20 protein-coding genes are annotated in these 19758 nt (G+C 52.5%); 1 reads left to right on the forward strand and 19 read right to left on the reverse strand.

What is annotated here, in order from left to right:
* Positions 1-7 precede the first annotated feature (7 nt).
* The 18 genes from D9736_RS06370 to nnr form a co-directional block, all read right to left on the reverse strand.
* Positions 8-406, reverse strand: a complete 399-nt coding sequence (locus D9736_RS06370) for a DUF350 domain-containing protein (protein ID WP_064525800.1) — start codon at positions 404-406, stop codon at positions 8-10.
* Positions 407-423: 17 nt separating this feature from the next.
* Complete coding sequence (locus D9736_RS06375; protein WP_130257945.1) at positions 424-1083, reverse strand: YjfK family protein; 660 nt, start codon at positions 1081-1083, stop codon at positions 424-426.
* A 50-nt stretch (positions 1084-1133) separates the two neighbouring features.
* A complete protein-coding gene (locus tag D9736_RS06380; RefSeq protein WP_130216723.1) occupies positions 1134-1832 on the reverse strand; it encodes a PspA/IM30 family protein in 699 nt (232 codons plus the stop codon).
* An 18-nt stretch (positions 1833-1850) separates the two neighbouring features.
* Entirely contained in the window at positions 1851-2252 is a 402-nt protein-coding gene (locus D9736_RS06385) for a DUF2170 family protein (protein ID WP_130205993.1), read from the reverse strand.
* A gap of 126 nt (positions 2253-2378) precedes the next feature.
* Complete coding sequence (rlmB, locus tag D9736_RS06390; protein WP_130257946.1) at positions 2379-3110, reverse strand: 23S rRNA (guanosine(2251)-2'-O)-methyltransferase RlmB; 732 nt, start codon at positions 3108-3110, stop codon at positions 2379-2381.
* Positions 3111-3290: 180 nt separating this feature from the next.
* The gene (gene rnr, locus D9736_RS06395) at positions 3291-5732 is read right to left on the reverse strand and encodes a ribonuclease R (protein WP_130216725.1); all 2442 of its coding nucleotides are present in this window, start codon (positions 5730-5732) and stop codon (positions 3291-3293) included.
* 38 nt (positions 5733-5770) lie between these two features.
* Positions 5771-6196 carry a nitric oxide-sensing transcriptional repressor NsrR gene (gene nsrR / locus D9736_RS06400; protein ID WP_130257947.1) on the reverse strand — a complete coding sequence of 142 codons (426 nt, stop codon included), beginning with the start codon at positions 6194-6196 and terminating at the stop codon, positions 5771-5773.
* Between the two features lie 206 nt (positions 6197-6402).
* A complete protein-coding gene (purA, locus tag D9736_RS06405; protein WP_021557463.1) occupies positions 6403-7701 on the reverse strand; it encodes an adenylosuccinate synthase in 1299 nt (432 codons plus the stop codon).
* Between the two features lie 103 nt (positions 7702-7804).
* Complete coding sequence (locus tag D9736_RS06410) at positions 7805-8002, reverse strand: DUF2065 domain-containing protein (RefSeq protein ID WP_001089295.1); 198 nt, start codon at positions 8000-8002, stop codon at positions 7805-7807.
* Positions 8003-8083: 81 nt separating this feature from the next.
* A complete protein-coding gene (gene hflC / locus D9736_RS06415) occupies positions 8084-9088 on the reverse strand; it encodes a protease modulator HflC (RefSeq protein ID WP_001232411.1) in 1005 nt (334 codons plus the stop codon).
* A 2-nt stretch (positions 9089-9090) separates the two neighbouring features.
* Entirely contained in the window at positions 9091-10350 is a 1260-nt protein-coding gene (hflK, locus tag D9736_RS06420) for an FtsH protease activity modulator HflK (RefSeq protein WP_000312488.1), read from the reverse strand.
* Positions 10351-10435: 85 nt separating this feature from the next.
* Positions 10436-11716, reverse strand: a complete 1281-nt coding sequence (gene hflX, locus D9736_RS06425; protein ID WP_105290100.1) for a ribosome rescue GTPase HflX — start codon at positions 11714-11716, stop codon at positions 10436-10438.
* A 76-nt stretch (positions 11717-11792) separates the two neighbouring features.
* Entirely contained in the window at positions 11793-12101 is a 309-nt protein-coding gene (gene hfq / locus D9736_RS06430; protein ID WP_001051883.1) for an RNA chaperone Hfq, read from the reverse strand.
* An 85-nt stretch (positions 12102-12186) separates the two neighbouring features.
* Positions 12187-13137, reverse strand: coding sequence for a tRNA (adenosine(37)-N6)-dimethylallyltransferase MiaA (miaA, locus tag D9736_RS06435; RefSeq protein ID WP_130257948.1), 951 nt, complete (start codon positions 13135-13137; stop codon positions 12187-12189).
* Positions 13130-14995 (reverse strand): DNA mismatch repair endonuclease MutL, encoded by a 1866-nt coding sequence (gene mutL / locus D9736_RS06440; RefSeq protein WP_130257949.1) that lies wholly within the window; start codon positions 14993-14995, stop codon positions 13130-13132. Before mutL ends, miaA begins: the two co-directional genes overlap by 8 nt.
* Positions 14996-15004: 9 nt before the next feature.
* Complete coding sequence (gene amiB, locus D9736_RS06445) at positions 15005-16333, reverse strand: N-acetylmuramoyl-L-alanine amidase AmiB (protein WP_130257950.1); 1329 nt, start codon at positions 16331-16333, stop codon at positions 15005-15007.
* 18 nt (positions 16334-16351) lie between these two features.
* Entirely contained in the window at positions 16352-16813 is a 462-nt protein-coding gene (gene tsaE, locus D9736_RS06450; RefSeq protein ID WP_069913368.1) for a tRNA (adenosine(37)-N6)-threonylcarbamoyltransferase complex ATPase subunit type 1 TsaE, read from the reverse strand.
* On the reverse strand, positions 16785-18332 hold the full coding sequence (gene nnr, locus D9736_RS06455) for a bifunctional ADP-dependent NAD(P)H-hydrate dehydratase/NAD(P)H-hydrate epimerase (protein ID WP_130257951.1): 1548 nt from the start codon (positions 18330-18332) through the stop codon (positions 16785-16787). The genes tsaE and nnr overlap by 29 nt, the downstream gene beginning before the upstream one ends.
* On the opposite strand from nnr, the gene queG reads away from it, so the two are divergent.
* Positions 18331-19470: a tRNA epoxyqueuosine(34) reductase QueG gene (gene queG / locus D9736_RS06460; RefSeq protein WP_130257952.1), complete on the forward strand. Its 1140-nt coding sequence runs from the start codon at positions 18331-18333 to the stop codon at positions 19468-19470. The two genes, nnr and queG, sit on opposite strands and share 2 nt — an antisense overlap.
* Here the strand turns inward: queG and D9736_RS06465 are convergent.
* Positions 19453-19506: a hypothetical protein gene (locus tag D9736_RS06465; RefSeq protein WP_100699686.1), complete on the reverse strand. Its 54-nt coding sequence runs from the start codon at positions 19504-19506 to the stop codon at positions 19453-19455. The genes queG and D9736_RS06465 overlap by 18 nt on opposite strands.
* Positions 19507-19758 lie beyond the last annotated feature (252 nt).

Below are 19758 nucleotides of genomic sequence, written 5' to 3' on the forward strand. Positions count from 1 at the left end.
TCGTCCATTACCATGTCATACAAGCTGCGTTAAAAATACCGCCAGCCAGCGCGGCGGTTCCCATAAACATTCCTGCCGCAGTGTTGTGATTAATAATTTTATCGCTTAATGCCGGCATATAAAGTCTGACGCCAGCAAAAACGAGTAACTGAATCACCAGTGCGATTCCGCCCCAGGCAAAATAATCTGGAATACTCACCGCATTGATTGCCGCACTGGATAACGGGATCACGTAGCCCAACAATGTACCGCTGAACGCCAGCGACGCCGCAGTGTTATTATTCTTGATCAACTGCCATTCATTATGCGGAGTAATTTTGGAATAGATAAAAAGAAAAACAATTACCATCGCCACGCCGATAAAAAAATAGGCGCTAAAAGCAAGGAGTGAATCCAGTATATGCATTATAAACGTCCCTGTAATTAACCAATAATATGAAGTGATGTCAGTGGGATATCGACACCCAGAGCGCGCGAAAATAGCCACTCCGGCTCGCCGAGATCGTTAAAAGATTCCTCACCATTTAAAAGCAAATATTCGTAAGTATCTTCGGTCACTTGCCGTTGGTAGCCCATGGTAAAATTATGCACTTCCCATTTGGCATGGTTTTGATTTTCTACTTTTTCCAGCATGTAGACGGGTTCAATATTTCCCGGTTCTTCGCTGTTAAAAAATCTCTGCCAGCATTTTTCCTGCCAGTTTAAGGTCACCGCCCCCATCGCTTTGGCGTTGATCGCCTCGCGCCAGTAACTCTCTTTGCTGATGCCGTAGCTCTCTTCGTAGACAAAGAGCTTGATATCATCAATGTCATCAATATCTTCGCCGCCAGTAGTATTGATTTGCAGAAATTCATCGCCCGAAGTGTAGTAGCGGAAAATCTGGCTACCGCCGCCCAGATCGATGTGGCTGACGGCGGCCACTGTGTATTCTTCCCCTGGCAACGCAATCAGCAATTCATCTTCCAGTAAACGAAACGCTAATGTGTCGAGCGTAAAGCCACTATTGAGATGGAGTCCCAGCGGACCGCGAGTAATAGCAGGCTTATCAACCTGACCAAACAGGCGCTGGAAAAAACCAGACATATTTTATCCTTAAATTAGCAGCCAGCCTTTTAGTGAGGCTGGCAAAAAAATTACTCGCCCTGTTGGCGTTGCAGTCTTGCCAGCACATCCTGGGCGCTGCTTTTATTGGTGCCGCCAATTCCGGCTTCCGCCAGCTTCTCGTCAAGGTCGCGACCGTCTGCGACTTTTTCCAGCTGTGCGGCGGCATCCAGTCGAGCCTGACGTTCAGCCTGACGCGTTTGCAGGCGTTTTAATGACTCTGCCGCTGTCGAAACGCTGGAAGAGGCGCCAACGGTCGAGGTCGTTACGGCCTGCTGCGCACGCTGCATGGCTTCAGTCGCTTTAACGACTTCCATTTGTTGCTCAAACTGGGAAATACGCTGTGCCGTTGCCGTAACGGCTTTTTCCACACCATCGCGGGAGACTTCCAGATTCGACAACACCTGTTCTTCAGCGGTAATAAGATTCTCAAGGCGCGCAATTTCTTCGGCGACTTCGTTAATTAACGATGGGTTAACGTTCTTGCTTAATGCTTCCAGCGCACGGGCTTCCAGACTGGTTTTACGCTCGCGTAAATCTTTCAGCTTATCGTTACTTAATTTCACCCGCGCCAGCAGATCGACGCGAGATTTTCCGGCTTTATCCAGTTCAGCTTTGGCGTCCCGAATATGTTGTTCCAGCATGCGCACGCCCTGGGTTTCTTCAATGGATTCTTCCGCCTGGGAGATAAACGATTTCCCCAGCGTAAATAAACTTTTTAAAATTCCCATAAATACCCGTCCTTGTAATTAATGTGAATATTCTTCTGTAATTTCAGCCAGATCCAATGCATTATCTACCAGCGAGGTTATCTCAAGCAGGATATCTTCAAGAGAAGATTTAAGCGATAACGCCCCAAAAACAATGTAATACTCTTCCTGTTGCACGCTGGAGATCCCCACCGATGATAACGGCATAATTTTCTGATTTCTTAAAAGGAATGTATTAAATTCATTTGGATTATTGATATAGCTTACCGGACAAATAAATGTTTCGATAATCATCTGGCGAGAAGTAAAAAGAACATTGATTTGCAAATCGCCGTAATCATTCATTTTAATAATTAATGCATTTTCACTATTTGTTACATCAATATTTTGTTTAGGTACAGCTTGTAACGCTGTCGCCAGCGCCAACGGATTCCATATCATATATTATTCCATATATATAAAATTTAATTATTAATAAGGTGAATATTTATAGAGCGTAATTATCTTACCAGCTATAGATAAAAAAAAACCATCCAAATCTGGATGGTTTTTCTTAAATCAGAGGGATTAGCTGCGCTGGCGAACCGCTTCAAATAAGCAAATTCCGGTCGCAACCGAAACGTTCAGCGAAGAAACACTTCCTGCCATTGGGATGCTGATCAACTCATCGCAATGTTCACGAGTCAGGCGACGCATACCTTCACCTTCCGCGCCCATCACCAGCGCCAGGCTTCCGGTCATTTTGCTCTGATAGAGCGTATGATCCGCCTCACCTGCCGTACCGACGATCCAGATGTTCTCTTCCTGCAACATACGCATGGTGCGCGCAAGGTTAGTCACCCGAATCAGCGGAACGCTTTCTGCCGCGCCGCAGGCTACTTTTTTCGCCGTGGCGTTGAGCTGTGCGGAGCGATCTTTCGGCACAATCACCGCATGAACGCCAGCGGCGTCCGCGCTACGCAGGCACGCGCCGAGGTTGTGCGGATCGGTTACACCGTCGAGGATCAGCAGGAATGGTTGATCGAGCGAAGCGATCAGATCCGGCAGATCGTTTTCCTGATACTGCCGTCCTGGTTTCACACGGGCGATAATGCCCTGATGCACGGCACCGTCGCTTTTCTCATCGAGATATTGGCGGTTTGCCAGCTGGATAACCACGCCCTGGGACTCAAGGGCGTGAATCAGCGGTAACAGACGTTTATCTTCACGGCCTTTTAAAATAAAGACTTCCTGAAAACGTTCAGGGGCGCGCTCCAGCAGGGCCTGCACTGCGTGGATGCCGTAAATCATTTCGCTCATTAATGTACTCGTTGTTTACGTTTTGCCTGATGCACTACATTTATCCAGCCTACATGGTCCCTGCAATATATTGAATTTGCGTGATTATGTAGGCCGGATAAGGCGTTCACACCGCATCCGGCATGAACAAAGCGCATTTTGTCAGCAATCTAACCCTCTTCTGTTTGAAGAGGGTAATGATCACTCTGCCACTTTTTTCTTCGCCGCACGCTTCGCTTTGGTCGCTGCGGCTATTTTCTGCGTTTTAGCCGATGGCTTTTTCGCTTTTCTCGCATCTTTCTTCGCCGCTTTCGGCTTCGGTTTTTTCTCGCCACGGAAGGCACTGTCTGGCTCAAAGTTTACCTTTTTACCGACCTGACGACGCTTGCCGCCTTTTTTGCCTGCATCGCCTTTTTTCGCTTTCTCGCGCGCCGTTTTACCGACGTTGCGCGGTGCGCGTTCGCTGGAGATCAGGCTAAAGTCGATTTTGCGCTCGTCCATATTAACTGCTTCGACGCGAACTTCCACGCGATCGCCCAGGCGATAAGTCTGGCCGCTGGATTCGCCCATCAGCCGTTGACCCACCTGATCAAAGCGATAGTAGTCATTGTCCAGCGAAGAGACGTGGACCAGACCATCAATGAACAGGTCGTCGAGTCGAACAAAGAAACCAAAGCCGGTGACGCTGGCAATAACGCCTTTAAAGACGTTGCCCACCTGGTCGAGCATAAAATCACACTTCAGCCAGTCAGCCACATCGCGCGTTGCTTCGTCGGCACGACGTTCCGCCATCGAACAGTGCTGACCCAGTTGCAGCATCTCTTCCATCGAATAATGGTAGCCGCCGGTTTCAGTGGTGTTGCCCTGATGCCCCTGCTCTTTCGCCAGCAGATACTTAATGGCGCGGTGCAGCGTCAGGTCAGGATAACGACGAATCGGCGAAGTGAAGTGCGCATAGGACTGCAATGCCAGACCGAAGTGACCACGGTTTTCCGGATCGTAAATCGCCTGTTTCATCGAGCGTAGCAGCATGGTTTGCAGCATTTCTGCATCAGGACGATCGGCAACCGACTCCAGCAGCTCCGCGTAGTCACGCGGTTCCGGCTTGTTACCGCCCGGCAGTTCCAGCCCCAGCTCCGCCAGCACTGAACGGAAAGAAGTTATCGCTTCGGTGCTCGGCTTATCGTGAATACGGAACAATGCCGGTTCTTTGGCTTTCTCAACGAAACGCGCCGCCGAGATATTCGCCAGAATCATGCACTCTTCAATTAACTTGTGTGCGTCGTTCCGTTGGGTCTGTTCGATACGCTCAATACGGCGTTCAGCGTTGAAAATGAACTTCGCTTCTTCGCTCTCAAATGAGATCCCACCGCGTTCTTCACGGGCTTTATCTAGCACTTTATAGAGGTTATGCAACTCTTCGAGATGCTTAACCAGCGGCGCGTACTGCTCGCGCAGATCCTGATCGCCCTGCAGAATATGCCAGACTTTGGTGTAGGTCAGACGCGCGTGAGAGCTCATCACCGCTTCATAGAATTTGTAGCCAGTCAGGCGGCCTTTCGACGAAATTGTCATCTCGCACACCATACACAGGCGGTCTACCTGCGGGTTGAGCGAGCACAGGCCGTTAGAGAGCACTTCCGGCAGCATCGGGATAACCTGCGAAGGGAAATACACAGACGTACCACGGTTACGCGCTTCGCTGTCCAGCGGTGTTGGCGGACGCACATAGTAGCTGACGTCGGCAATCGCGACCCATAAACGCCAACCGCCGCCGCGTTTTTTCTCGCAGTAAACTGCATCGTCAAAGTCACGGGCGTCTTCGCCATCAATGGTGACCAGCGGTAAATCGCGCAGATCGACACGACCCGCTTTTGCTTCTTCCGGCACTTCTTCTTTCAGCCCGGCAACCTGTTGCTCAACAGCCTGCGGCCAGATATACGGAATTTCATGGGTACGCAGAGCGATATCAACCGCCATGCCGGTGCCCATATTGTCGCCCAGCACTTCGACGATTTTACCCACCGCTTTGGTACGGCGAGTCGGGCGTTGGGTCAGTTCAACAACCACCACAAAGCCCATCCGCGCGCCCATGATCTGATCGGGCGGGATTAAGATATCGAAGCTCAGACGGCTGTCGTCAGGAACCACAAAGCCGACGCCCGCTTCGGTAAAGTAGCGACCAACAATCTGGCTGGTTTTTGGCACCAGTACGCGAACAATACGCGCTTCACGACGACCTTTACGGTCAGCGCCCAGCGGCTGCGCCAGCACCTGATCGCCATGAATGCAGGTTTTCATCTGCTCACTGGAGAGATACAAATCATCTTTACGTCCTTCAACCCGCAGAAAGCCGTAGCCATCACGGTGGCCAATAACGGTACCTTTCACCAGGTCGAGGCGTTCCGGCAGCGCATAGCACTGACGGCGAGTGAAGACCAGTTGACCATCGCGCTCCATCGCGCGCAGGCGGCGACGCAGGCCTTCAAGCTGCTCTTCGCCTTCAATGTGCAGTTCTACCGCCAGCTCATCACGGCTGGCCGGTTTTTCTCGTTTGGTTAAATGTTCGAGGATAAATTCCCGACTAGGGATGGGATTCGCGTATTTTTCAGCTTCGCGTTCCTGGAAAGGATCTTGTGACATCTCGGTTCCTCCGTTGTCATCTCTGATGAAGATTTTCGTCACTCCACCAGCAATAATTTATAAAGCGGTTGATTCTCTTCAACCAAATCGGCAAGCGTGTAGTTATCCAGTTCCGTAAGAAAACCTTGCACGGCCTTAGAAAGTGCCTGTTTCAACCGACAGGCAGGTGTAATGTGGCAAAACTCACTACTGCAATTCACCAGCGATAAAGGTTCCAGCTCGCGCACCACATCACCAATACGTATCGCACTCGCCGGTTTACCCAGGCGAATGCCGCCATTTTTTCCACGAACAGCAGTCACGTAGCCGGCACGACTAAGTTGATTGATTATTTTGACCATATGATTACGGGAGACGCCGTAGACGTCAGTCACTTCAGAAATACTGGTCATCCGCCCTTCTGGCAATGATGCCATGTAGATCAGCGCACGTAATCCGTAATCAGTGAAACTCGTTAACTGCACATCAACCTCAAAAAAGGGAAATCGGGAAAAAATACATTTATATTGATGATAAACCAGCCACAAGCTGTGTCGCTAATTTATTTCAGTTTGGGGAAGGAAAAAAGCGAGGATTTAACACTGTGTCGGATAGCGTAATGGCTTACCCGACACAGCAATGTATCACACTGTTAGCCCAGCAGGCAAAATATCTGCCGGGCGTCACAGAATTACGCGTCGAACGGGTCGCGCAGAATCATGGTTTCAGTACGATCCGGGCCGGTAGAGATGATATCGATCGGCACACCGGTCAGCTCTTCAATACGCTTGATGTAGTTCAGCGCCGCCTGCGGCAGGCCGCTACGTTCTTTCACGCCGAAGGTGGATTCAGACCAGCCCGGCATGGTTTCGTAAATCGGCTCTACACCTTTCCAGTCGTCAGCTGCCAGCGGAGTGGTAGTCACTTCGCGACCATCCGGCATACGGTAAGCCACGCAGAGTTTCACCTCTTTCAGGCCATCCAGAACGTCCAGTTTGGTCAGGCAGAAGCCAGACAGAGAGTTCAGCTGTACCGCACGACGAACGGCAACGGTATCCAGCCAGCCGGTACGACGACGACGCCCCGTAGTTGCGCCGAATTCGTTACCCTGCTTGCAGAGGAACTCGCCAGTTTCATCAAACAGTTCGGTCGGGAACGGACCTGCACCTACACGAGTAGAGTAAGCTTTGAGGATACCCAGAACGTAATCAACATAACGCGGGCCCAGGCCGGAACCGGTCGCCACGCCACCAGCAGTGGTGTTGGAAGAAGTTACGTACGGATAAGTACCGTGGTCGATATCCAGCAGCGTACCCTGCGCACCTTCGAACATGACGAAATCGCCACGCTGACGCGCCTGGTCGAGCAGGTCAGAAACGTCAACCACCATAGAAGTCAGGATGTCGGCAACAGCCATCGTATCATCCAGAACTTTCTGGTAATCAACCGCTTCAGCTTTGTAGTAGTTAACCAACTGGAAGTTGTGATATTCCATCACTTCTTTCAGTTTTTCAGCGAAGGTTTCTTTGTCGAAAAGGTCGCCAACACGCAGACCGCGACGTGCCACTTTATCTTCATAAGCAGGCCCGATACCACGACCGGTGGTGCCGATCGCTTTCGCGCCACGCGCTTTCTCACGCGCGTTATCCAGCGCAACGTGATAATCAAGGATCAGCGGACATGCTTCGGACAGTAGCAGACGCTCACGAACGGGGATGCCACGGTCTTCCAGTTCTTTCATCTCTTTCATCAGCGCGGCCGGAGACAGCACAACACCGTTACCGATGATGCTGGTTACATTCTCGCGGAGAATACCTGATGGAATAAGATGGAGAACGGTTTTTTCACCGTTGATTACGAGAGTATGGCCTGCGTTGTGACCGCCCTGGTAGCGTACAACATATTTAGCCCGTTCAGTCAGAAGATCGACGATCTTACCTTTACCTTCGTCACCCCATTGGGTGCCCAGTACGACGACGTTGTTACCCATTTTTCAAAATCACCGTTTGCTTAAAAATGGATTCTACCATCGCTTTTTCAGAGTTACAGCACTTTTTGCATCCAAAAATAACCTTAGTCAGCCTATTTTTTGCTCAGCCAATCGTTTTCCTCAACATGTAGTAGACCACAACGCCCGCAACCACAAGTCCACCGCCAAAACGACGTAAAATATTATCGGGTAAATTAGTCATTGCGGAGATCATCTTCTTCCATGCCTTCGGGTAAAGCATCGGCCCTAAACCTTCCAACACTAAAACCAGGGCAAGCGCCAGCCAGATTGTCGAATTCATTCATTATCCTTATAGAAAAAGAAAACCACCGACATCCCTGAGGATGCGGTGGCTTTATTGACCTGTACCGCGGTCGTTATATTAACGCGTCGCGGAGCTCGGCGTCTTCATGTAGCGGAAGAAATCGCTGTCCGGGCTCATGACCATCACGTCCTGATTGCCAGAGAAGCTGTTCTCATAAGCACGCAGGCTACGAATGAACGCGTAGAAGTCTGGATCCTTGCTGAATGCGTCTGCAAACAGCTTGGCAGCTTCGGCATCACCTTCACCGCGCATGATACGGCCCTGACGTTCTGCTTCTGCCAGCGTTCTGGTGACTTCATAGTCAGCAGTCGCACGCAGTTTTTCTGCTTCTTCCTGACCTTGTGAACGATGACGACGTGCTACCGCTTCACGCTCGGCGCGCATACGGTTGTAGATCGCTTCAGACACTTCGGTCGGCAGGTTGATCTGCTTGATACGCACATCGACAACTTCAATACCCAGCGCCGCCATACTGTTCGGGTTGATGACCGGAACTTTGCCCTTCGTCTCAGCCGTTACGCGCTCTGCCGCTTCGGCAATGGCGTTATCTGCTGCCGGGGTAGTAACTTCATCTTCTGTACCCGCAGAACCAGAGTTCAGCGCGTCACGCACTTCCAGGGTCAGACGACCACGGGAATCGGTGACGATGTCTTTCACGTCCAGGCGACCAATTTCAGAACGCAGACGGTCAGAGAACTTACGTTTCAACAGCACTTCCGCTTGCGAAATGTCGCCACCGCCCGTTGCCAGGTAGTAACGGCTGAAATCGCTGATGCGCCATTTGATGTAAGAGTCGACGATCAGGTCTTTCTTCTCTTTGGTCACAAAGCGGTCGGCCTGGTTGTCCATGGTCTGAATACGTGCGTCGAGCATTTTCACCGTTTCAATGAACGGTATCTTGAAATGCAGACCCGGCTCATAAACCAGAGGTTTGTTGTCATCGTCACGCAGTACCTTACCAAAACGCAGCGTAATACCGCGCTCACCTTCTTTGACGACAAAGACAGACATGTAAAGCACTACCAGCACGATGATGATAATCGCGATAACTGACTTACGCATCGTTATTCCCCCTGACGCTGGTAGTCGTTACGCTGCGCGTTGGCGCGGCGTTGGTCCATAATATCGCCCTGACTGGTGGACGACGTGTTGCTTGCTCCACTGGTTGTGGAGGAAGAGGCTGGCGGCAGACGCAGCAGATTGCTGGCACCGTTATCGCTCTTCGCCGCAGGGGCGTTACCACCTTTCAGCATCTGGTCTAACGGCAGAACCATCAGGTTGCCACCTTTATCGTTAACCAGCACTTTGCGGGTGTTACCCAACACTTTTTCCATCGTCTCGATATACAGACGCTCGCGAGTAATTTCCGGCGCGGCTTTATATTCCGGCAGAAGTTTAGCAAAGCGCGCCACTTCACCCTGAGCTTCCAGGATGGTCTGGGCCTTGTACGCACGCGCCTCTTCGAGGATACGTTGCGCCTGACCGTTCGCACGCGGCTGAACTTCGTTGGTATACGCTTCTGCTTCACGAATGTATTGCTGTTCGTTTTCACGCGCGGCAATCGCATCATCAAACGCCGCTTTTACTTCTTCCGGCGGACGAGCAGCCTGGAAGTTGACGTCCAGCAGCGTGATACCCATGTCATACGGGCGGATAGTCTCTTCCAGTTCGCGCTGAGTATCGCTACGAATCACGGTACGACCTTCCGTCAGAATGCGGTCCATAGTGTATTTACCGATAACCCCACGCAGGGCGCTGTCGGTAGCCTGACGCAGGCTGTCATCCGGGCTGGTCACGCTATACAGGTATTTTTCCGGATTAGTTACGCGGTACTGCACGTTCATCTCAACGCGCACCACGTTCTCGTCCGACGTCAGCATCACACCAGAAGCGGCCAGTTCACGCACGGCTTCCACGTTCACCGGTTTGACTTCGTCGATAAACGTCGGTTTCCAGTTCAGACCCGGCTCAACCAGATGGCTGAATTTGCCAAAGCGTGTTACCACGCCGCGTTCGGCTTCTTTAATGGTGTAGAAACCACTGGCCGCCCAGATAATGACAATCGCTGCCGCTGCGATGGTAACGACACGACCGCCAAGCTGCGGGCGCGGGCCTTGCGATGAACTACCACCGCCAGATCCGGTGCCTTTACCGCCGCCCAGACCACCGAGCTTTTTGCTCAGTTTGCGGAAGATATCATCTAAATCAGGTGGCCCTTGATCGCGACCGCCTTTGTTTCCATTTCCCTCAGAGTTGCCGCCAGGTTTGCTGCTTCCCCACGGGTCGCGGTCTTGTCCGTTATTACCGGGCTGATTCCACGCCATGTTTGTGCTCCATATTTGTTATGCGGTGATCCCTGTTGTCTTTCGACGCCAGAGGATATGACTCCACGCTTCAGACGCTACGCCGTTAGATCAGGTAATCGATCAACGTCGGTTCTTGTTTACAGAGGCGACGCCAGTCAACGATCGGCATACGAACTTGCAGACTTACGCTGCCGTCTTCCTCCATCCACTCTTTTTCTATTGCCTGAAGCTGATAAAAACGACTTCTCAGACGCCCTTCCTGCGGTGGCAGACGCAATGTATGCTGCGCCACCTCGCCGGAAAGCCGCTCCGTCAAAGCCTGAAAAAGCTGTGGTATCCCCGCTCCGGTCTGTGCGGAAAGCCAGACACGGATCGGTTTGTTCTCTTCATCCCGATCAATACGCGGTTCGAAATCTTCCAGCATATCGATCTTGTTCATCACCAGCAGAGTTGGGATCTCGTGAGCATCGATCTCTTCAAGAACCGTATTCACCGCTTCGATGTTTTCTTGTACACGCACATCCGCCGCATCAATCACATGCAGCAGCAATGTGGCTTGCCGCGTCTCTTGCAACGTGGCTTTAAACGCCGCCACCAGATCGTGCGGCAGGTGGCGAATAAACCCTACGGTATCTGCCAGCACGGTTTCACCGACATCCGCGACGTCAATACGCCGCAACGTCGGGTCGAGGGTGGCAAACAACTGGTCTGCCGCGTAGACCCGCGCTTCGGTGATGCGATTGAAAAGGGTAGATTTACCGGCGTTGGTATATCCCACCAGCGAAACAGTAGGGACGTCGGCTTTGATACGTGATTGCCGCCCCTGCTCACGCTGCTTTTCAACTCTTTCCAGGCGCGACTGTATCTGTACGATGCGATTACGCAACAAACGACGGTCGGTTTCGAGCTGGGTTTCACCCGGACCACGCAAACCGATCCCGCCTTTCTGTCTTTCAAGGTGGGTCCAGCCACGCACCAGGCGCGTAGCCAGATGGCGCAGCTGCGCCAGCTCAACCTGCAACTTACCCTCATGGGTACGCGCACGTTGGGCGAAAATATCTAAAATAAGGCCGGTGCGGTCGATAACACGACACTCGCACAAACGCTCCAGGTTACGCTCCTGCGCCGGGCTCAGGGCATGGTCAAAAAGAACGACCGAAGCACCCGTCGCTTTTACGGCTTCCGCAATTTCAACTGCTTTACCTTCACCTACAAAATACTTTGGGTGCGGCGCTTTACGGCTACCGGTAATCACCTGCAATGCTTCGACACCGGCGGAAGAAACCAGAGATTCGAACTCCTGGAGGTCTTCCATATCTTTGTCTTGCGTAAAATAGATGTGTACCAGTACCGCCTGCTCACCAGCATCATAACGGTCAAACAAGCGTATAACCCTCTAAATAGATCAGCGGGGAACGCAGGATCGCTGGCTCCCCGTGTAAAAAAAACAGCCCGAAACCTTATTCGGTTTCTTCGCTGTCCTGTTGCGCGGAAGTATTCTGCGCGCTGCTACCATGATGGTAGTTACTGCTGGTACCGCCACCGGCGTTGTTACTGTGATGAGAAACCGGGCGAGACGGGACAACAGTAGAAATCGCGTGCTTATAAACCATCTGGCTGACCGTGTTTTTCAACAGGATCACGAACTGATCAAAAGACTCGATTTGTCCTTGCAGCTTAATACCATTCACCAAATAAATAGAAACTGGAACACGTTCCCGACGCAGTGCGTTCAGGAACGGATCTTGTAAAGATTGCCCCTTAGCCATTCTCTCTTTTCCTTATATGCTTATTTGTACTTTGAACCTTTCGATTCTGAAAAAATTGCGCACGATACGTCTCAATTGTACACATTCAGCCTGCGATAGCACCAACAACCTGTAATACTTCGTCACGCGCCTGTTCTGGTTTTTCACTGTCAAGCCAGTGAACCCCTTCCCAACCACGCAGCCAGGTTATCTGCCGCTTCGCCAACTGTCTCGTGGCGCAAACACCTCGATAAACCATTGCATCGTATGAAATTTCGCCTTCAAGGTAAGACCACATCTGGCGATAACCCACGCAACGAATGGAAGGCAAATCCGTATGCAAATCTCCTCGGGCAAAAAGCGCCCGGACTTCTGCTTCAAAACCTGAAGCCAACATCTGATGAAAACGCTGCTCAATTCGTTGATGGAGCAGTTCACGGCTCGCCGGGGCGATGGCGAACTGATGCACCTGATACGGTAGAGCGTCTCCTGACGTTTGCGTCAGTTCCGTTAAAGTTTTACCCGAAATGAAAAAAACTTCCAGTGCTCGGGAAAGCCTTTGTGGATCATTTGGATGAATCCTTGCTGCCGCAACCGGATCGATCTCCTGAAGTTGACGATGCAATGACTCCCAACCTTGCTCTGCCGCCTGTTGCTCAATTCTGGCCCGTACTTCCGGATCCGCCGACGGTAGCGGCGACAACCCTTCCAGCAATGCCTTGAAATACAACATCGTACCGCCCACTAACAGTGGGATCCGCCCCGCCGCCGTGATATCGGCCATCTCCGCCAGCGCATCGCGGCGAAAATCAGCGGCCGAATAAGCCTGCGACGGATCGCGAATATCCAGCAATCGGTGCGGCGCAGCGAGTAATTCTTCAGCGTTCGGCTTCGCCGTCCCGATATCCATCCCTTTGTAAATAAGGGCAGAATCAACGCTTATCAACTCTACTGGTAAAATTTTACGCAGCTCAATAGCTAACGCCGTTTTACCGGAGGCCGTCGGCCCCATCAAAAAAATCGCCTTAGGCAGGCTCGCCTTACTGATATCACTCATCTTTCAGGGCTTTTATCGCCGGATGTAAATCAACAGATTGTAACAGACCACCCGGCGGCGTTTTCACAAGCTGCGGACATAACCGTTCCACGTCCGCCAGCAGGGTAATGGCCTGTGCCATTGACCACTGCGCATGTTCGCTCATCAGATTTCGTGCAATCCACTGCGCAATATTGCCAGGTTCGAATACGGACTGCTTCGCCAGGTAGCCTATCAGTTCAGGAATCAAGATTTGTAAATTTTGTTGGCGTAAGGGTAAAGGCACGGCCCTGATGGTCACATGCTGCGCATCGGACTGAAATTCAATACCCAATTCCGCCAGTGCAGACTGCGCTTTTTCTAAGGCCGATCTTTCTTCACCAGAGACTTTTAGCCGCAGCGGAATAAGCAGCGGCTGAGCGCAGACCGGCGCATCTCCCGGCGTTAACTGCGCCTGACGTAACCAGCGTTCCGCCACCGGCAGGGCTAAAAGTGAAATATTGCCGTCACGTTCCAGCAGCGCACAGTCCAAATGGACGATAGTCAGCACCCGACCAAAGCTTTGACCATTCGCAGCCAGCGTAAGTTCCTGCGATTCTTGCACTTTTGGTTTGTGCATCGGTGCAGGCGTTTGCAACAGCTGGCGATACACTTCGCCTTGCTGTTTCTGGTAGCCCGGTTGCGCGTTCGGCCACGGGGCAGCCTGACGGCTACCGCTACTTGTTGCAGGCGCAGGAGATGAAGACGGAGAGTAACGCGGAGCCACTGGCTCACGAACTGCCGGTTCAGCAAAGTGATTACGCCCTGCTGCCACGCGGTTTTCGGGTATATGGCGCGGTGCTGACTGGGCGTTATCTTCCAACGGCAAGGGCGTTTCCAGCTGCTGTTGCAGCACGCTCAGCACGCCCTGATAGATAAAGTCATGCACCAGACGCGACTGATGAAAGCGCACTTCGTGCTTTGCCGGATGGACGTTGACGTCCACCTGATGCGGGTCGATCTCCAGATATAGCACAAACGCCGGTTGCTGATCGGCGCCCAGTTTGTCTTCGCAGGCCTGGCGGATCGCGTGATTAATCAGGCGATCGCGCATCATGCGCCCATTTACGTAGCAATACTGAATTTCCGCCAGTGCGGGCGTGATGTGATTCGGATCAGCCACCCAGCCGCGCAGCGTGAGATCGCCGTGTTGCCATTCGATCGCCAGCGCATGTTCGAGAAAAGCGGTGCCGCAAATCGCCCCTAAACGGCGTTCTTTTTGCCCGCCTTCCGGCACTGCGCGGTACTGGCGTACGATTTTGCCGTTATGCGACAGGTTGATAGTGACGTCGAAACGCGCCAGCGCAATGCGGCGGATGATTTCATCGATATGGTTAAATTCGGTTTTCTCGGTGCGCAGGAATTTGCGCCGCGCCGGCGTATTGTAGAACAGGTCCAGCACTTCCAGCGTCGTACCCACCGGATGCGCCGCCGGTTTAACCGTCACGTCCATATCGCGCCCTTCGGCATAAGCCTGCCAGGCCTCCTGCTGCTCCGCGGTACGCGAAGTGAGTGTCAGACGGGAAACCGAACTGATACTCGCCAGCGCCTCACCGCGAAAGCCCAGGCTGATAATGGCTTCGAGATCGTCCAGAGAGGCGATTTTACTGGTGGCATGACGAGCCAGCGCCAGCGCCAGCTCATCTTTTTTGATACCGCAGCCGTTATCACGAATGCGGATAAGTTTCGCCCCACCGCGTTCGATATCAATATCGATACGCGTCGCGCCCGCATCGAGGCTGTTTTCCACCAGTTCTTTGACTACCGACGCAGGTCGCTCGACCACCTCACCTGCGGCAATCTGGTTCGCCAGTTGTGGCGGTAAGACCTGAATTGGCATCAATAATCCTTAGTTTGGCAGCGTGCGATCTGGCGTCGTCACCGTACTGGCAGTTTGTGCCGTTGCACCCTGCGGCGCAGACTGCATTGGATGCGCAAGGAAGTAATTGCGCAGGCCGTTGTAAATGGCTTCTGCCAGTTGTTGTTGGTAATCGTCGCTCGCCAGCAAACGTTCTTCGCTGTTATTGCTGATAAAACCAGTTTCGACCAGTACTGACGGGATATCCGGCGAACGCAGAACGCCGAGACTGGCGTGTTCTGGTCGGCGTTTATGAATTTCGCCAATGCGTTGCAACTGACTGATCATATTGGTCGCCACATCATACCCTACCCGCTGGGAATGACCGAATTGTAAATCCAGCACCGCCTGGCTTAGGTACGGGTCGGCCTGACTGTTCGCCAGCACATCGCCCGCCCCGCCCAGCAGCTCCGACTGCTTCTCATGCTGTTCCAGCCAGCTTGCCATTTCGCTGTTAGCGCGACGGTTTGAGAGCACCCATACGGAGGCACCGGTGGCACTACGGTTTGGTGCGGCATCGGCATGAATCGACACAAGGAAATTGGCGTTTTGCTTACGTGCCACATCACTGCGCCCCATCACCGAGATAAAGTAATCCCCGTCACGGGTTAAAACGCCCTTAAACATCGGATCGTTATTGAGCAAGGTACGTAATTTACGCGCAATGGCGATGGTGACATTTTTCTCCCGTGTACCACCAGGGCCGATAGCGCCAGGGTCCTGACCGCCGTGTCCAGCATCAATAGCGATGACAATTTTATCGCCAGTGTTAGCCGTCGCGCGCGCTGCCGGACGCGTTACCGTATTGCTGCTGATAACACCCGTGGTACGGTTGCTTTCTGTTTTAAACGGATTGCGCGCCGGTTCGCTAACGCGCGGTGCGACAACCGCAGGCGTTTCAACGCGTTTCGCAACCACGGGCGGCGGTGGTGGCACATCTGCGTTAATCGTAAAGACGACAGTGTAATTGCTGCCATTCTGCCGCTTCACCGCTTCGGTTTTACCATTTTCGGTAAGATCGACCACCAGCCGTAGCGTTTGTGCATCTTTAGGCGTTCCAGAGCGAATCGCCTTCACCAGATTATTGCCGCTGAACAACAACGGCAGCCCCTGAATCACGCCCGATTGTTTGATATCGAGTGCCACGGTGCGTTTACCTTGATGGCTAAACGCATAGTCAGGCTCGCCAATAAAACTCAACGTTATCCGCGCCTGTTGGTTGCCGTTAGAAACCTGAATATCAGAGAGCGTCGCGGCGCCAGCCTGCGCGCACAGCAGCACCAACGTCGCAACCAACCAATTTCTGATGCGATACATCATCCCGCCACCTTTCAAAGGTTAACCGGCTAAACGCGCCAGCAACAATTCACCCGCAGAGGAAACCGCACTCACGCGCGCCTCACGGCCTTGTGCCTGATAATCAATGTGTATTTCGACATCCGGGTCAGGAAGAACACCTGTACCTTGTTGTGGCCACTCCACCAGGCAGATGGCATCGTTGGCAAAATAATCGCGGATCCCCATAAACTCCAGCTCCTCGGGATCGGCAAGGCGGTACAAATCAAAGTGATAAACCATTATGTTGTCGAGCGTATAGGGTTCGACCAGCGTATAAGTGGGGCTTTTGACATTACCCTGATGACCCAGAGCCTGTAAAAAGCCCCGGCTAAAGGTGGTTTTACCTGCGCCTAAATCGCCATACAGATAGATTACGGTTGCGCCATCGCAGGCTTTCGCTACCCGCTCGCCCAGGTCTAATGTTGCCTGCTCATCAGGGAGCGGAATTACTCGATTCATCATGGTTTTTATCAGTCACTTCCGGGTTAACAATACGCTGTAGCGTGGAAAAGAGATCGGTTGCCAGCATCCCGCGCGTACCAAAACGCGCCGCCAGTACGTCAGCTGCCGCGCCGTGTGCGACACAGCCTGCACAGGCTGCATCATACGGCGACAGTTTTTGCCCAAGCAATGCGCCAATAATACCAGAGAGCACATCACCCATGCCGCCGCTCGCCATGCCTGCATTTCCGACATCAATAATGCCTAAAGCGTCAGGATGGGCGGCGACCACGGTTCCGGCACCTTTCAGCACCGCTACGCCGCCATAACGTTGTACCAGACGTTGGGCGCAATGTAAGCGGTCACTTTCAATTTCTGCTACGGAACAGCCCAACAACCGCGCGGCCTCGCCAGGATGCGGCGTGATCACGCGATTGTGACGCTTATCGGGATTGATTGCCAGCAGGTTCAATGCATCGGCATCCCACAACATCGGTTTGCGAAAATTCTCAACTTTTTGCAGGGCTTTTTTCCCCCACTCTTGCTGGCCCAGACCGGGACCAATCACCACCACATCGGCCCATTCCAGGCTTTCGGTAAGAGAGTCCATAGTCAGTTCATGCACCATCAATTCCGGTCGTGCAGTCAGCAGCGGCGCAATGTTTTCACTGCGGGTCAGCACTCTGACCAAACCAGCACCAGCACGCAGCGCCGCTTCCCCCGTCATACGAATCGCCCCCGCCGTGCCGTGATCGCCACCAATAATCACCAGCCGCCCGTGATCGCCTTTATGCGAAGTCGGGCGACGCGGTTTCAGCCAGTGAGAAAGTTGTTCAGCAGAAAACCGCTGAATTTTCGTCTCCTGACCTGCCAGCCAGCTATCCAGCCCCAGCGAATCAAAATGCAGTTGTCCGGTAACATCCCGCGCTTTCCCGGTGAGCAAGCCAGGTTTCAGCGCAATAAAGGTGATGGTGTGATCGGCGTTGATCACCGCGCCTGGCGTGGCGCCGGTTTCCGCCAACAGGCCGGAAGGAATATCAACCGCCACAATCGGCGCGGGATGGGTATTAGCATGGTCGATTAATTGGCTAATAGATTCACGAGGCGCTTGCTGCAATCCGGTGCCGAGCAGCGCATCAACAATCAGATCCACCGATTCGGGCCAGACAATATTCGAAGCATGGATTTCGCCTCCCGCGTTTAACCATGCCTCGCGTGCCAGCGCGGCCTCTTCCGGCAACGGTTTGTCACTTTCCTGGGCCAGCAGCGTGACATCAATACCGATCGCTTTGGCCAGCCGCGCGACCACGTAGCCATCGCCGCCGTTATTACCATGACCGCACAGCACCAGCCAGTGGCGGGCGTCAGGATAAGCCGAACGACACACCTGGAATGCGGCTTCGCCAGCGCGAAGCATCAGCTCATAGAGAGTGAGCCCCAGCGCATCTGCCGCCTCACGTTCTCCGCGGCGGATATCGTCGGCGTGCCAGACGGTGTGTGGTATACTTACGGGGTTTTTCTTCATTGTATGGTCCGTCATGTCAGAGCCCCTCGATCTCAATCAGTTAGCGCAAAAAATTAAACAGTGGGGGCTGGAACTGGGCTTTCAGCAGGTAGGTATTACCGATACCGATCTCAGCGCGTCCGAGCCCAAACTGCAAGCATGGCTGGACAAACAGTACCACGGCGAAATGGACTGGATGGCGCGTCACGGTATGCTGCGCGCTCGCCCTCACGAATTATTGCCCGGTACGCTGCGCGTGATCAGCGTGCGGATGAATTATCTTCCTGCCAACGCCGCATTTGCCAGCACGCTGAAAAATCCCAAACTCGGCTATGTTAGCCGTTATGCGCTGGGCCGTGACTATCACAAGCTTCTGCGCAACCGACTCAAAAAGCTGGGCGAGATGATTCAGCAACATTGTGTTTCGCTGAATTTTAGACCGTTTGTCGATTCTGCGCCTATTCTCGAGCGCCCGTTAGCTGAAAAAGCTGGACTTGGCTGGACAGGTAAGCACTCACTTATCCTCAATCGCGAGGCCGGTTCGTTCTTCTTTTTAGGTGAATTGCTGGTCGATATTCCTCTGCCCGTGGATCAACCGGTCGAGGAAGGATGCGGTAAATGCGTGGCCTGTATGACAATTTGCCCGACCGGCGCCATCGTCGAGCCATATACCGTCGATGCTCGCCGTTGTATTTCTTATCTGACGATTGAGCTGGAAGGGGCTATCCCGGAAGAGTTGCGACCGTTAATGGGAAACCGTATTTACGGCTGTGATGACTGTCAGCTTATTTGTCCGTGGAATCGCTATTCACAACTGACAACTGAAGACGATTTCAGCCCGCGCAAACCACTACACGCACCGGAACTCATTGAGCTTTTTGCATGGAGCGAAGAGAAATTCTTAAAAGTCACGGAAGGATCGGCGATTCGCCGTATAGGTCACCTGCGTTGGCTGCGTAATATCGCCGTAGCATTAGGCAATGCGCCCTGGGATGAAGCGATTCTGACGGCGCTGGAAAGTCGTAAAGGTGAGCACCCACTTCTTGATGAGCATATAGCGTGGGCGATTGCGCAGCAAATCGAGAGACGAAATGCGTGCGTGGTCGAAGTGCAATTACCAAAAAAACAGCGTCTGGTTCGTGTAATTGAAAAGGGACTACCACGTGACGCCTGATTCATCCACAGCTTGTGAATAAAAATAAAAACGCATTGCAATTCAAGACGAATATCATCGTCAAGTGATCGATACGACAAAATACAATCTTAATTTTCAACTTATATATCAACAAGTTAAAAAATTACTATTCACCGTGCGAAGTTTTTCTGAAATTAAGATTACAGCCCGCACCTGTGGATAACTCTGTTTACAAGAGTTTGTCAGAGGCAACAAAAACCAGCAATAACGCATCGCGTCGCTGTGGATATTTTATTGGGAGAAGAATTTGGAGCGGGAAACGAGACT

It is taken from the genome of Escherichia sp. E10V10, assembly GCF_004211985.1.
Taxonomy (GTDB): Bacteria; Pseudomonadota; Gammaproteobacteria; order Enterobacterales; family Enterobacteriaceae; genus Escherichia.

Bases quoted from the DNA above. Each gene is read 5' to 3' on its own strand.
- D9736_RS06370 (WP_064525800.1), bottom strand. From the start codon at position 406: ATGCATATACTGGATTCACTCCTTGCTTTTAGCGCCTATTTTTTTATC.
- D9736_RS06375 (WP_130257945.1), bottom strand. From the start codon at position 1,083: ATGTCTGGTTTTTTCCAGCGCCTGTTTGGTCAGGTTGATAAGCCTGCT.
- D9736_RS06380 (WP_130216723.1), bottom strand. From the start codon at position 1,832: ATGGGAATTTTAAAAAGTTTATTTACGCTGGGGAAATCGTTTATCTCC.
- D9736_RS06385 (WP_130205993.1), bottom strand. From the start codon at position 2,252: ATGATATGGAATCCGTTGGCGCTGGCGACAGCGTTACAAGCTGTACCT.
- rlmB (WP_130257946.1), bottom strand. From the start codon at position 3,110: ATGAGCGAAATGATTTACGGCATCCACGCAGTGCAGGCCCTGCTGGAG.
- rnr (WP_130216725.1), bottom strand. From the start codon at position 5,732: ATGTCACAAGATCCTTTCCAGGAACGCGAAGCTGAAAAATACGCGAAT.
- purA (WP_021557463.1), bottom strand. From the start codon at position 7,701: ATGGGTAACAACGTCGTCGTACTGGGCACCCAATGGGGTGACGAAGGT.
- D9736_RS06410 (WP_001089295.1), bottom strand. From the start codon at position 8,002: ATGAATTCGACAATCTGGCTGGCGCTTGCCCTGGTTTTAGTGTTGGAA.
- hflC (WP_001232411.1), bottom strand. From the start codon at position 9,088: ATGCGTAAGTCAGTTATCGCGATTATCATCATCGTGCTGGTAGTGCTT.
- hflK (WP_000312488.1), bottom strand. From the start codon at position 10,350: ATGGCGTGGAATCAGCCCGGTAATAACGGACAAGACCGCGACCCGTGG.
- hfq (WP_001051883.1), bottom strand. From the start codon at position 12,101: ATGGCTAAGGGGCAATCTTTACAAGATCCGTTCCTGAACGCACTGCGT.
- miaA (WP_130257948.1), bottom strand. From the start codon at position 13,137: ATGAGTGATATCAGTAAGGCGAGCCTGCCTAAGGCGATTTTTTTGATG.
- mutL (WP_130257949.1), bottom strand. From the start codon at position 14,995: ATGCCAATTCAGGTCTTACCGCCACAACTGGCGAACCAGATTGCCGCA.
- amiB (WP_130257950.1), bottom strand. From the start codon at position 16,333: ATGATGTATCGCATCAGAAATTGGTTGGTTGCGACGTTGGTGCTGCTG.
- tsaE (WP_069913368.1), bottom strand. From the start codon at position 16,813: ATGATGAATCGAGTAATTCCGCTCCCTGATGAGCAGGCAACATTAGAC.
- queG (WP_130257952.1), top strand. From the start codon at position 18,331: ATGTCAGAGCCCCTCGATCTCAATCAGTTAGCGCAAAAAATTAAACAG.
- nnr (WP_130257951.1), bottom strand. From the start codon at position 18,332: ATGACGGACCATACAATGAAGAAAAACCCCGTAAGTATACCACACACC.